Source organism: Bradyrhizobium sp. CB82 (assembly GCF_029714405.1).
Classification (GTDB): Bacteria; Pseudomonadota; Alphaproteobacteria; order Rhizobiales; family Xanthobacteraceae; genus Bradyrhizobium.
Window position 1 is genome coordinate 2,617,098 of record NZ_CP121650.1, and the last position, 12,985, is coordinate 2,630,082.

Here is a 12,985-nt window from a genome sequence, read left to right on the forward strand (position 1 = left end):
TCATCATGGCGCTTTAGGTTATTGTTTGCGCATGATCTTTTCGGAAAACCGCTTCACACTTTTCCGGATCATGCCTTAGCCGCGCCTGTTGCAAGAGAGATGAGCCGAGGCAAATGACGCGATTTCCGACCTTCTTCCTGTCGCATGGCGGTGGACCCTGGCCGTTCATGGACGACAGGCGCGTGCAATATGCCAAGACCGCGCAGGAGTTCAGCCGGCTACCCCAACGGCTGCCGTCACGGCCGAAGGCGGCGCTCGTCATCACCGGTCATTGGGAGGCGGAGCAGTTCACGGTCTCGACCTCGGCGCATCCGCCGATGGTCTACGACTACTACGGTTTTCCCGAGCATACCTATCACCTCAAATATCCCGCGCCGGGCGAACCGGCCCTGGCCGCGCGCGTGAAGGATCTTCTGGGTCGTGCCGGCGTCGATTGCCGCGAGGACGCCAACCAGGGCTTTGATCACGGCACCTTCGTGCCGCTCGGCCTGATGTATCCGAACGCCGATATGCCGATCGTGCTGCTGTCGCTGAAATCGACCTACGATGCCGCCGAGCATATCAAGGTGGGGCAGGCGCTGACCGCGCTGCGCGATGAGGACGTCGTGATCATCGGCAGCGGTCTCACCTATCACAACATGCGCGGCTTCGGACGCGCGGAATCCAAGTCCGTCTCATACGAGTTCGAGGCCTATCTGAACGAGGCAATCGGCCAGCCAGACGCTGCGCGGCGCAATACCATGCTGATCGACTGGCAGAACGCGCCGGGAGCGCGCCTTGCACATCCGCGCGAGGACCATCTGCTGCCGCTGATGGTCGCAGCCGGCGCGGCGGACGGCGATACGGGACACCGCCTTTTCGTCGACGAGGTCGCGAGCGTCGCGATGGCATCGTACGAGTTCGGCGGCTGATCGTTAGCCGTATTTCAGTTTCATGAGCAGGATGCCGCCCGCCAGCACCATGGTGATCGCGTTGGCCGCGACCAGCGGCGCGTCACCTGAGAGCAGGCCGTAGGTCAGCCAGAGCGCAAGCCCCAGCATTCGGTGGAGCGGGTCTTCCAGACCTTGATGAATTGCGGGGCGTAGGCGAGGGTCGTGCAGGTTGCCGCAGCGAACCCGAGCAGCTTGATGAGGAGCGGTTCCATGAGCCCGCTCTATAGCACTGATTCGACGATGGAAATGCGTCAGATGGTCCAGGCCATTACCGGCGCGCCGCGGTCATCGTGCGATAGAGCGCGGCATAATCGCCGGCCCGGTTGCGCCAGGAGACGTCGGTCGTCATGCCGCTCAATTGCAGCCTGCGCCAGGTCAAATGATCGTGGAAGGCGAGGTTGGCCTTGCGAAGCGCACCGGCGAGACCTTCCGGTGTGACCGGCCCAAACTTGAATCCGGTCGCATCGTGCCCGCTGCTGTCGGCCTCGCCGATGTCTACCACCGTATCCGCGAGGCCGCCGACGCGCGAGACGACCGGCACGGCGCCATAGCGAAGCGCACAAAGCTGGGTGAGGCCGCACGGCTCGAACCGCGACGGCACGACGAGCGCGTCGGAGCCAGCCTGGATGAGGTGGGCAAGGATCTCGTCGTAGCCGATCACGACCGCGATGCGGCCGGGATGGGCGCGTGCCGCGGACTGATAGCGGTCCTGGAGATCGGCATCGCCGCTACCGAGCAGCGCGAGCTGCATGCCTTCGCGAAGCATCGTCGGAATGGTCTCGAGCAGGAGGTCGAGGCCCTTCTGCCAGGACAGCCGGCTGATCACGCCGAGCAGAAGCGCCTCCGCCGACGGCGTGAGATTGAACTGCTTCTGCAGCGCCGCCTTGTTGGCGGCACGGAATTGCAGCTCCTTCGCGCCGAAGCGATAGGCGATGTGCGGGTCGGTCTCGGGATTCCAGACGCCGATATCGATGCCGTTGAGGATTCCGCTGAGCACGCCGGAGCGCTCGCGCAAGAGGCCGCCGAGCCCCATGCCGCCCTCGTCGCCCTGGATTTCCTGCGCGTAGGTCGGCGACACCGTGGTGATGCGATCGGCGAATTGCAGGCCGGCTTTCAGGAAGCTGATCCCACCAAAATATTCGACGCCGTGGAGGCTGAAGGACTCCGGTGGCAGGCCGAACGAAGCAAGCATCTCGTAGGCGAACTTGCCTTGATAAGCCATGTTGTGAATCGTCATTACGGTCCCGGGGCGGGGACCGCCGGCATAGTGCAGATAGGCCGGTAGCAATGCCGCCTGCCAGTCGTGCGCATGCACGACGTCAGGCACGAACGAAGGGACGAGGCCGAGGCCGATATCGGCGGCGACGCGCGACAGCGCCGCAAAGCGCACGCCATTGTCGGGCCAGTCAGTACCATCTGCGGTGACGTAGGGGTTGCCCGGCCGCTCGTAGAGATGTGGTGCGTCGAGCACGAAGAGGTCGAGCTCGTCGTGAATGCCCGCGAGCAGGCGCGCAGGCCCGCCGAAATAATCCGGCCAGCGCCGGATTTCCTCGGCCTTCGGCAAGGCCCGCATGACGGCCGGATAGCCCGGCACCAGCGTCCGCATCTCGACGTCATGGACGTTCAATGCGGCCGGCAGTGCGCCGGCGACATCGGCAAGACCGCCGGTCTTGATGATCGGATAGATTTCCGATGCGACCGCGAGTACGCGCATCAACGCCATGCATTGAGCCTGTCGATCATCGGCTGGGTGATGAGCGAGACGCCCTGCTCGGTTGTGCGGAATCGCTTTGCGTCGAGTTCGGGGTCCTCGCCGACCACGAGACCTTCAGGGATCTCGACGCCGCGGTCGATCACGACGTTGTGCAGCCGCGCGCCGCGACCGACAGTGACGTAGGGCATGATCACCGCATTCTCGACATTGGCATAGGAGTTGATCCGCACGCCGGTGAACAGCAGCGAGCGCCGCAGCGATGCGCCGGAAATGATGCAGCCGCCTGAGACGAGCGAGCTCACCGCCTGCCCGCGCCGACTCTCCTCGTCGTGCACGAACTTGGCGGGAGGCGTGATTTCCGAATAGGACCAGATCGGCCAGGAGCGGTCGAACAGGTCGAGCTCGGGAACCACGTCGGTGAGGTCGATGTTGGCGGCCCAGTAAGCGTCGACGGTCCCGACGTCGCGCCAATAGGAGCGCGTATCGTCGCCGGACCGGACGCAGGAGCTCGAGAATTGGTGCGCCACCGCACGGCCGTTCTTGACGATATGGGGAATGATGTCCTTGCCGAAATCATGGTTCGAATTCGGGTCGGCGGCGTCGCGCTTCAGCTCCTCAAAGAGGAATTTGGCATCGAAGACATAGATGCCCATGCTGGCGAGCGACATGTCCGGCTTGCCCGGCATCGGCGGCGGGTCCTTCGGTTTCTCGAGAAACGACTGGATGATGCCGCTGTCGTCGATATGCATGATGCCGAAGCCGCTCGATTCCGTCCGCGGCATTTCGAGGCAGCCGACGGTGACGTCGGCGTGGCTCTCGACGTGCTGCCGCAGCATCAATTCGTAGTCCATCTTGTAGATGTGATCGCCGGCGAGCACCACGATGAAGCGGCAGGCGTGGGACTCGATGATGTCGATGTTCTGGTAGACCGCGTCGGCCGTGCCGACGTACCACATCGCCTCCGAGACGCGCTGGCTCGCCGGCAGGATATCAAAACTCTCGTTGCGCTCGGGCCGGAAGAAGTTCCAGCCCATCTGGAGGTGCCGGATCAGGCTGTGGGCCTTGTACTGGGTGGCGACCGCGATGCGACGGATGCCGGAATTCACTGCGTTCGACAGCGCAAAGTCGATGATGCGGGATTTGCCGCCGAAATAAACCGCGGGCTTGGCACGGCGGTCGGTCAGCTCGAGAAGACGGCTTCCTCGTCCGCCAGCGAGAACGAAGGCCAGGGCCTGGCGCGCGAGTGGCTCATTTCCAACACGATTCATTCTGTCCTCCCGGGGGGCCCCGTTTTTATCGCCCCGAAACCTCCATTACTGGAAGCCGGGGACGGCTGCATCGAAGCAGAATTCTAGCGGCACGGATAACAATTCGGAAAGTGGCCTGTTGGTTGCCAGTCGGCCGTGGCCGCCCTGCGGCTCGGCTTTTTTCGATTGCCGAGTCTTCCCGATCGCCCCGAAAGGGTGGTAGGCTGAAGACTATTTCAGATCGCTTTGATATTTTTTGGATTCATCCGATGCCCTGCGCCAACGAAATGTTCGGCCTGTTGCGGCTGCTTTCAGTCGGGCTGGCTTACCTGATCGGCACCCCGGATCACCCGGTCCAGCAACGCGATCTCGCCGAGGCCTGGCAGGTCCTCTCGCTCTGCGCCGAGACCGCCTCCTTCGATGGGGCGTGGACCCTGTCGCTGAAGGAAAACGGCACCGCCGTCGCCAAGAGCGATCGTCACGTCCAGTTGCTGCAAGGCCACTGGCAGCTCGTCGACGCCGGGACGCACACCTATCGCATCGACGTGCTCGCCTTCGGCAACGATTTTGTCGTGGTCCCGACGGCGGCTGGCTGCCTGCTCGGTTCGGGTACGCTCCGAAACGTCGATCTGCGCCAGAGCTGGTTTACGCATGGCGGCCGTGAGGCAGGCGATCTCATGGCATCGGCAACCGATCCAGGCCTGAGGACGAAGTAGTCGCTTCGGTCCAGCTTGTGGGCGTACCTGCGGCATTTCAGCGCTCGCGGCGGGAGCTGGTGCGATCCGCGCCGGCTTTCTGAGGTTTTCAGACGGTCGGGATCGACGACGGCTTCCTTGTGCAGTGCACGCAAATGCAGTGCACGCAAACGGATTGCTTTGACTCAGCGCAAAGATGCCAGATCATGCGGCGTGCGATCCTCTTTCCAAAGGAAACGTCAGACAGGGAGTGAGGCGATGAGTATCTTGAAAACAGCAATTGCCTGTTCGGTCGCCGGAGCCGTCATGGCCGGCCAAATGCAGCAGGCCGCGGCGGCACCGATGCCGACCAACGTGGCAGCGATGAAAGCCGTCGTCGGCGATGATACCACGCAGGTGTACTGGCGCGGCGGATGGGGCTGGGGCTTGGGAGCGCTCGCAGCCGGCGCCATCATCGGTGGCGCCATCGCGAGCACCGCGCCCTACGGCTATTACGGCGGCCCTTATGGTTATGGCTACGGCTACGCGCCAGCCTACTACGGCTACGGGCCCGGCTACGCCTATTCGCCCTATTATGCCTATCCCCGCTACTACCGCCCGTATCGACCGTATTACGGCTACAGCTATGGCTACTACCGGCCATACCGCGCCTGGCACCGGCCTTATTATCGTGGATATTGGTGACCACGCAGGCACGCGCGCGGTCACAATGAGAACCAGATTATCGCCGCCATGCAGGCGACGTGCACCAGTACGATCGCCGCGAGATGAAGCGGTCCGGCCTTGAGGGATGGACCGCTCATCTCTGGCTCGCTCAGTTCGAGCCTGCGGCGGCCGCCGTGAAGCTGCGATCGACGGCCTGGCCGACGTCGAGCTTCTTCGGCAAGATGCCGTAGCGGGTGGCGCGATCGGAGGCTTCCTGTACCTCCTTCACCACATTCTCATCGATTTCGATCGGGCTGGTGCGCTGCGCGGTGTAGGCGCTGAGCAGCACGTCTTCCGGCAATTTGGTCAGCTCGGCAGTGTTCTTCGCATAGTCGCCGAGGTGATCGAGCGACCAGAGCCGCGCCTTGCTGAGGCGATGCAGGAAATCCTGAACGGCGGCGCGTTTGCTGGCGATGGCGCTGTCGGAAGCGACGATGAAGGTGATGGTCGGCGTCAACCCTTCGCCGTCGGCGATCACGCGCGCCTTGTCCTTCAGCGTTGCAAAGGACACATAGGGCTCCCACACCGCCCAGGCATCGATCGAGCCGGCGAGCAGCGCGATCTTGGCGTCGACCGGTCCGAGCGGCGCGAACGTCGCGTCGTCGAGCTTGATCTGCGCCTTCTCAAGCGTCGCGTCGATCAGGAACTGGCCCCAGCCGCCGCGGGTACCGGCTAGGCGCTTGCCTTTCAGGTCGGCGGCCGACCTGATCGGTGAATCCTGCCGCACGAGGATGGCTTGGGTCTTCGCGTCCGATCTGGTGCCGCCGATCGCCTTGATCGGTGCGCCCGCGGCATAGACCGACAGGAAAGAGAGGTCGCCGGTGTAGCCGACGTCGAGCGCGCCCGCGTTCAATGCCTCGAGGATCGGTGCCGCCGCGGGAAATTCCGACCATTCGATCTTGTAGGGCAGGTCCTTGGCATAGCCGGAGATGTCGAGCAGAGAACGGTTGCCGCCTTTCTGGTCGCCGACGCGCAGCACGATCGTGTCCGCTGCGAAGGACGCAGCCGCTGTCGACAGTGTGATTGTGGCGGCGAGCAGTGACGCCGCGAGCCGGCGTGCGAAGGGGCGGTCGTGCGAGTGGGAGTTGATGCTCATATGATGCTTCTTGTTGTCCTTGCTCACGACGCGTGAGCGAACGATGCAGCGAGACGATCAAGTCTATGAACGCGCGACATGCAGTCAATGAAACGGTCGACCGAATTGCGTGCACTTGCCAGAAGGACGTTTCTCGAAACGAGGTCCTACCAGAACGCGACGTGTGCGACGTCTGATCTGGCGCGGAGATCGTGCGGACAACGGAGACGCGACGATCATCGGCAATCGCAGCGAAGGCGAAAAATCCTTTCTTCGTCGATGCGCGCACTGGTGGAGGGAATGACTGCGCTGCTCGCAACATTCGAAATTCCATTTCATTGACGATGCGGCCAGCGCGCCGCATCATTTGCACATCGTAATCAAGAGGCGACGTGTTCGCCTCGAGAATGCTTTTCTCTTAACGCGGCTCCGCAGGGAACATGCGCAACGCGCCGCGTTGCGCATGTGGCGGAGCCTTGGCAATCCTTGGGGCAATGAGGTGCAGATGAGCGACAACGAGGACAAGCGCGGCGGGGTGGACTTCGACCGGCGCCGCCTGCTGCGGGCGGGCCTAGCAGCTGGGTTCGCCGCGCCGCTCGGCGCTCTCAGCGCACAAGCCTTCGTGCCGCGCGCGGTCGGGCCGGCGATCGATTTCTCGCAGTTCCCGCTGTGCCAGACCTCCTCCGATGGACCTGTGCTGACCGGCGCGCCGCGCAAACTGAAACTGTCGTGGAATGCAGGCGCGGTCTGCCTCGCGCCCGTCCCCGTGGCGATCGAGCACGGCTTCTTCCAGAAGCAGAATCTCGACGTCGAGCTCGTCAACTATTCCGGCTCGACCGATCAGCTCCTGGAAGCCATCGCAACGGGCAAGAGCGACGCCGGTCTCGGCATGGCGCTGCGCTGGCTGAAGCCGCTGGAGCAGGGCTTCGACGTCAAGATCGCGGCCGGCACTCATGGCGGCTGCATGCGCGTCTTGTCGCGGGCGGACTCCGGCGTGAGCAAGCTCGCCGATCTCAAGGGCAAGATCGTCGCGGTCGGCGATCTCGCGGGTCCCGACAAGAATTTCTTCTCGATCCAGCTCTCCAAGCTCGGCATCGATCCGATCAGGGACGTCGACTGGCGGGCCTATCCCGGCAATCTCCTCAACGTCGCCGTCGAGAAGGGTGAGGTGCAGGCCTTCCTGTCGTCCGATCCGCTCGCCTATCTCTGGCTTAAGGACAGTCAGTACAAGGAAGTCGCCTCCAATCTCGACGGGGAATATCGCGACAAGAGCTGCTGCATCCTGGGCCTGCGTGGCAGCCTGGTGCGCGACGAGCCGCAGGTCGCGCGTGCTATCACGCAAGCGCTGCTGGATGCTGCGATGTTCTCGTCGCAGAATCCGGAAAAGGCAGCCAAATCGTTCCAGCCTTACGCGCCCAAAGCGGCGACGCTCGCCGATCTCGAAGGCATGGTGCGCTACCACACCCATCATCACCACCCGGTCGGCGAGGTGTTGAAGCGTGAGCTCAAGGCCTATGCGGATGATCTGAAGAGCGTCTCGGTATTCAAGCCGAGCACGGACACCGCCAAATTCGCGGAGCGAATCTATGTCGACGTATTCGCTGTCTGACGGCCTGCCGTCCACCGCACCGCGCGAGTTTGCGCTTGCCGGCTGGTTGAAGGAGTCCGGTGCCGGTGTCGCGGCGAGCTTCGCCTGGATCGCCTTCGGCCTGTCCTGTCTGCTCTGGGACGACGTCGGCGACTGGTCGCGGACGCATTCACTTGGGATCGCTGCCTTCATCATCGCCGCCTTCGCGCTGTTCGGGACGGTCGGTGCCGATTACCTCGGTTCTGCCGGACGCGCCTTGCGCAAGCGCGCGCCGTGGCTGCTGGCGCTCGGTCTGATCCTGACGCTATGGGAGGTCGCGACTGCAAAATTCGCGTGGCTGCCGCTGCCATTCTTCCCGCCACCGCAGGCGATCATTGAGGTCTATACCGACGATCTGCCAAAGCTGCTCGACAGCGTCTTTGCCTCGGTCCGACTCCAGCTCGGCGGCTATCTCGTCGGTGCAGCCATCGGCTTCCTCACCGGCGTTTCGATCGGCTGGTCGCGCGCAATCGGCTATTGGGTGCATCCGGTGTTGCGCTTCATCGGCCCTTTGCCGGCAACCGCCTGGTTGCCGATCGCCTTCTTCACGTTCCCGTCGGGCTGGAGCGCCTCGACCTTCCTGATCGCGCTCGCGACCGGTTTTCCCGTCACCGTGCTGACCTGGTCGGGCGTCGCGAGCGTCAGCAACGCCTATTACGACGTGGCGCGCACGCTGGGCGCGAAGCCATCCTTCCTGGTGCTGAAGGTCGCGATCCCCGCAGCCCTGCCGCACGTCTTTGTCGGCCTGTTCATGGGCCTCGGCTCATCATTTGCCGTCCTCGTCATCGCCGAGATGATCGGCGTCAAGGCCGGGCTCGGCTGGTACCTGCAATGGGCGCAGGGCTGGGCGGCCTACGCCAACATGTACGCGGCGCTGATTGTGATGTCGCTGCTCTGCTCCGGTGCGATCACGCTGTTGTTTGCGATCCGCGACCGTCTCCTGGTCTGGCGGAGGGGGACCGTCAAATGGTAGCGACCGCCGAGGTCATCGCCTATCCCGCCGCCGGTGCTGCGCTCGACATCGAGCAGGTCAGCCACGCCTTCGACATCGACGGCGCCGCGCTTCCGGTGCTCAGCGATGTCAGCATCGCCGTCGAGCCCGGCGAGTTCGTTGCGCTGCTCGGTCCGTCCGGCTGCGGAAAGTCCACGCTGCTGCGGCTGGTCGCGGGCCTGGAGAAGCCGAGGTCGGGCGCCTTGCGCGAGGACGAGAGCCGTATCACGCATCCGCATCCCTCCCGTGTCGTCGTGTTCCAGGATCCGACGCTGTTCCCTTGGCGCACGGTCTGGAACAACGTCGCACTCGGCCTCGAGGCCCAGGGCATCCTGAAGAGCCAGCGTTCGCGCGTCGATGCCGCGCTCGATCTCGTCGGGCTGTCGGCCTTCCGCAACGCCTATCCGCACCAGCTCTCCGGCGGCATGGCGCAGCGCGTTGCACTCGCACGCGCGCTCGTCAACGATCCCAAGATCCTCATCCTCGACGAGCCGCTCGGCAAGCTCGACTCGCTGACCCGCATCACGATGCAGGCCGAGCTCGTCTCGCTCTGGCAGCGCAAGAGGTTTACGACGTTGCTGGTGACGCATGACGCCGAGGAGGCGCTGGTGCTGGCCAACCGCGTCATCGTGTTCAGCGAGCGCCCGGCGCGTGTCAAGGCGGACATCCGCGTCGACCGACCCTATCCGCGGCATCGTGGCGATCCCTATCTGGCGGAGCTGCGCCGCCAGATCCTCGGGCTGCTGGGGCTCGACGCCACATGGTAGCGCCGCAGGGGACGGCCGCAAAACCTCGCGCGTCGCAAGGCGAGCCGGACTATGTCGAGCGCGCGCAGGTCCTTGCCGCAGGCTTCGCCGAGCGCGCGGCCCAGCATGACCGCACCGCCAGCTTCCCCTTCGAGAATTTCAGGGAGCTGTCGGAAGCCGGTCTGCTATCCCTGACGGTGCCGGCCGCGCACGGGGGGGCCGGAGCGGGCGCGCGCTATGCCGCGCGCATCCTCGGCATCATCGGCAAGGCCGACCCGTCGACCGCGCTGGTGCTGTCGATGCACTACATCAACCACCTCGTCATGGCGAGGAGCGCGAGCTGGCCGGCGCGGCTGTCGCGCAAGCTCGCGCGCGAGAGCGTCGAGGGCCTTGCGTTGATCAACGCGCTACGCGTCGAGCCGGAGCTCGGATCGCCGGCGCGCGGTGGGTTGCCGTCGACCATAGCGCGGCGCACCGAGACCGGCTGGCGCCTGACTGGTCACAAGATCTGTTCGACGGGCGCGCCGATCCTGAAATGGTATTTGGTCTGGGCGAGGACCGACGAGGCGGAGCCGCGCGTTGGGCAGTTCCTGGTTCCGGCGGGCCTGCCGGGCACGCGCATCGTCGAGACCTGGGACCATCATGGCCTGCGCGCGAGCGGCAGCCACGACGTCCTCTTCGATGACGTCGTTATCCCGCTGGAGTCCGAGATCGATGTCCGCAGGCCCGCGGATTGGCGCGCGCCGGATGTCACGCAGGCGATCGTGCACACGGTATTCGTCGCCGCGATCTATGACGGCATCGCGCGGGCCGCGCGCGACTGGCTCATCGAGTTCTTGAAGCACCGCGTCCCCGCCAGTCTGGGCGCGCCGCTGTCGACACTGCCTCGCGCCCAGGAGGTTCTCGGCGCCATCGAGGCACGGCTTGCCGTAAATGGCAGGCTGATCTCTTCATTTTCCGGCGACTTCGACGACGGGGCCTCGCTCTCGGCCGCCGAATCCAACGTCATCAAGCTGACTGTGACCAACAACGCCGTCGCCGTGGTCGAGGACGCGCTGTCGCTGACCGGCAATCACGGGCTCACCCGCGCCAATCCGCTGGAGCGGCATTATCGCGACGTGCTGTGCGGCCGCGTGCACACCCCGCAGGATGATTCCACCCGCATCGGCCTCGGCCGTGCCGCGCTCGGACTTTGAGACCAACAAGGAGACGATCAATGTCGATCGAGTTCATCGGCTACATCAGCACCAACAATTCATCCGAGACCATCGTTCGGGAAGGGCCGATCCTCAATCCGACCCACATCGAGACGGTTGCCAAGGCGCATGAGAATGCCGGCTTCGATCGTGCACTACTGGCGTTTCATTCGACGACGCCGGACAGCCTGCAAGTGGCCCAGCACGTCCTCAATGTGACTGATCGCCTCAACGTGCTGATCGCGCAACGGCCCGGGTTCACTGCGCCGACGCTGCTGGCGCGGCAGTTCGCCGTGCTCGACCAGTTCTCCCGCGGCCGTGTCGCGCTGCACGTCATCACCGGCGGCAACGCCACCGAGCTTCGGCAGGACGGAAACACGCTCGACGACAAGGACGCGCGCTACGCTCGCACGTCTGAAGTCCTGGACATCGTGAGGCTGGAATGGACCAGCGACAAGCCGTTCACCTACAAAGGCAAGTACTACCAGGTCGAGAATGCCTTCTCGCAGGTGAAACCATATCACCCTGACGGCATCCGCATCTATTTTGGCGGCGCCTCGGATGCCGCGATCGACGTCGCCGGCAAGCACGCCGACACCTTCGCGCTCTGGGGCGAATCTTACGCCCAGGTGCGCGACGTCACCTCGCGCGTGCATAACGCAGCCGTCCGGCAGGGGCGACCGACGCCGCGCTTCAGCCTGTCGGTCCGGCCGATCATCGCGCCGACCGAGAAGCTGGCCTGGGAGAAGGCGGAAGCGATCCTTGCGCGTGCGACCGCGCTTCAGGACAAGACCGGCTATCGCAAGCCGGCCGACGGCCATGCCACCGCCGGCGCGCGCCGACTGCTTAGCCTCGCCGATCAGGGCAGCCGCATCGACAAGCGCCTGTGGACCGAGATCGCCAAGCTGACCGGTGCGAACAGCAATACCACTGCGCTCGTCGGCACGCCCGAGCAGGTCGCCGAGGTCTTCGGCGATTACTACGACCTCGGCATCTCGCACTTCCTGATCCGCGGCTTCGATCCCCTGATCGATACCATCGAGTATGGCCGCGAGCTGATTCCGTTGACGCGCGAGCTGATTGCCAAGCGTCAAGTCGCCCGCGGTGAGGCCGCGGAATGATCCGGCTTATGCTGGCCGGCGCGATGCTGTTCGGTTCACTCGACCTTGCAGCAGCGCAAACCACCCTGCGCGTCGGCGACCAGAAGGGCAATGCACGGGCCGTGATGGAAGCGGCAGGCCAGCTCAACGACGTGCCCTACAAGATCGAGTGGAAGGAGTTTCCGGCGGCCGCGCCGCTGCTCGAGGCGCTCAGCGCCGGCGCGATCGAGACCGGCCTCGTGGGCGACGCGCCCTTCACCTTCGCCGCGGCCTCGGGCGCGCCGGTGAAGGCGATCGCTGCGATCCGGCAGACGCGCGAGGGGCTTGCGATCCTCGTGCCCGAGACCTCGCCCATCAAGAGCTTCGACGATCTGCGCGGCAAGAAGATCGCAACGGGGCGCGGTTCGATCGGCCATCAGCTCATTCTCGCGGCGCTGGAGAAGAACGGCTGGATTGCGAGCGATGTGCAGATCGCATTCCTCGCGCCATCCGATGCCAAGATCGCCTACAGCCAGGGATCGGTCGATGCCTGGTCGACCTGGGAGCCCTATGTCAGCCAGGAGGAGGTGCTGTTCAAGTCGCGCCGCATCATCACCTCGGAAGGCCTGACGCCGGGCCTCAGCTTTCAGGTGGCGCGGCCCGAGGCCATCCGTGACAAGCGAGCCGAGCTGACCGACTTCATCCGGCGCCTCACCGCAGCGCGGGCCTGGTCTCTGGACAACGTGAACGGCTATGCCGAGACCTGGGGTAGGCTGATGAACATCCCGACCGCGGTCCCGCAAAACTGGCTCTCGCGCGCAAAAATCCGCATCACGCCGATCGATGACAGCGTGGTCGTGGACGAGCAGGCCACGATCGATCTCTATTTCCGCTGGGGTCTGATCAAGCAGAAGCTCGACGCCGCGGGCATCGTCGATCGCTCCTTCTCGGACGCGATCGCAAAGGCGGGATTGTAGG

General features: G+C 64.5%; 12 protein-coding genes and 1 pseudogene. 9 read left to right on the top strand and 4 right to left on the bottom strand.

Annotation, left to right across the window (positions count from 1 at the left end; translation table 11 throughout):
* Positions 1-113 precede the first annotated feature (113 nt).
* Positions 114-911, top strand: coding sequence for a class III extradiol ring-cleavage dioxygenase (locus QA640_RS12655; protein WP_283040955.1), 798 nt, complete (start codon positions 114-116; stop codon positions 909-911).
* 3 nt (positions 912-914) lie between these two features.
* Here QA640_RS12655 and QA640_RS12660 read toward each other — a convergent pair.
* The 3 genes and pseudogenes from QA640_RS12660 to glgC form a co-directional block, all read right to left on the bottom strand.
* Positions 915-1,144 (bottom strand): annotated as a pseudogene (locus QA640_RS12660) (PQ-loop domain-containing transporter).
* A gap of 56 nt (positions 1,145-1,200) precedes the next feature.
* Positions 1,201-2,655, bottom strand: a complete 1,455-nt coding sequence (gene glgA, locus QA640_RS12665; protein WP_283040956.1) for a glycogen synthase GlgA — start codon at positions 2,653-2,655, stop codon at positions 1,201-1,203.
* Positions 2,646-3,914: a glucose-1-phosphate adenylyltransferase gene (glgC, locus tag QA640_RS12670; RefSeq protein ID WP_283040957.1), complete on the bottom strand. Its 1,269-nt coding sequence runs from the start codon at positions 3,912-3,914 to the stop codon at positions 2,646-2,648. The genes glgA and glgC overlap by 10 nt, the downstream gene beginning before the upstream one ends.
* 248 nt (positions 3,915-4,162) lie before the next feature.
* Here glgC and QA640_RS12675 point away from each other — a divergent pair, with 248 nt between their 5' ends.
* Together QA640_RS12675 and QA640_RS12680 are read left to right on the top strand one after the other, a co-directional pair.
* Positions 4,163-4,609, top strand: coding sequence for a hypothetical protein (locus QA640_RS12675; RefSeq protein WP_283040958.1), 447 nt, complete (start codon positions 4,163-4,165; stop codon positions 4,607-4,609).
* 237 nt (positions 4,610-4,846) lie between these two features.
* Positions 4,847-5,272 (top strand): hypothetical protein, encoded by a 426-nt coding sequence (locus QA640_RS12680; protein WP_283040959.1) that lies wholly within the window; start codon positions 4,847-4,849, stop codon positions 5,270-5,272.
* 130 nt (positions 5,273-5,402) lie between these two features.
* Here QA640_RS12680 and QA640_RS12685 read toward each other — a convergent pair whose 3' ends face one another.
* Positions 5,403-6,389, bottom strand: coding sequence for an ABC transporter substrate-binding protein (locus QA640_RS12685; protein ID WP_283040960.1), 987 nt, complete (start codon positions 6,387-6,389; stop codon positions 5,403-5,405).
* Positions 6,390-6,873: 484 nt separating this feature from the next.
* Between QA640_RS12685 and QA640_RS12690 the strand changes: the two genes are divergently transcribed.
* From QA640_RS12690 to QA640_RS12715, 6 genes are read left to right on the top strand one after another with little or no spacing between them, the layout of a single operon-like run.
* The gene (locus tag QA640_RS12690; protein ID WP_283040961.1) at positions 6,874-7,977 is read left to right on the top strand and encodes an ABC transporter substrate-binding protein; all 1,104 of its coding nucleotides are present in this window, start codon (positions 6,874-6,876) and stop codon (positions 7,975-7,977) included.
* The gene (locus QA640_RS12695; RefSeq protein WP_283040962.1) at positions 7,955-8,968 is read left to right on the top strand and encodes an ABC transporter permease subunit; all 1,014 of its coding nucleotides are present in this window, start codon (positions 7,955-7,957) and stop codon (positions 8,966-8,968) included. The genes QA640_RS12690 and QA640_RS12695 overlap by 23 nt, the downstream gene beginning before the upstream one ends.
* Positions 8,962-9,753 carry an ABC transporter ATP-binding protein gene (locus QA640_RS12700; RefSeq protein ID WP_283040963.1) on the top strand — a complete coding sequence of 264 codons (792 nt, stop codon included), beginning with the start codon at positions 8,962-8,964 and terminating at the stop codon, positions 9,751-9,753. Before QA640_RS12695 ends, QA640_RS12700 begins: the two co-directional genes overlap by 7 nt.
* Positions 9,747-10,928, top strand: a complete 1,182-nt coding sequence (locus tag QA640_RS12705; RefSeq protein WP_283040964.1) for an acyl-CoA dehydrogenase family protein — start codon at positions 9,747-9,749, stop codon at positions 10,926-10,928. Before QA640_RS12700 ends, QA640_RS12705 begins: the two co-directional genes overlap by 7 nt.
* A 20-nt stretch (positions 10,929-10,948) precedes the next feature.
* Positions 10,949-12,049 (top strand): LLM class flavin-dependent oxidoreductase, encoded by a 1,101-nt coding sequence (locus tag QA640_RS12710; RefSeq protein WP_283040965.1) that lies wholly within the window; start codon positions 10,949-10,951, stop codon positions 12,047-12,049.
* The gene (locus QA640_RS12715; RefSeq protein ID WP_283040966.1) at positions 12,046-12,984 is read left to right on the top strand and encodes an ABC transporter substrate-binding protein; all 939 of its coding nucleotides are present in this window, start codon (positions 12,046-12,048) and stop codon (positions 12,982-12,984) included. The genes QA640_RS12710 and QA640_RS12715 overlap by 4 nt, the downstream gene beginning before the upstream one ends.
* The last annotated feature ends 1 nt before the right edge of the window (position 12,985 follow it).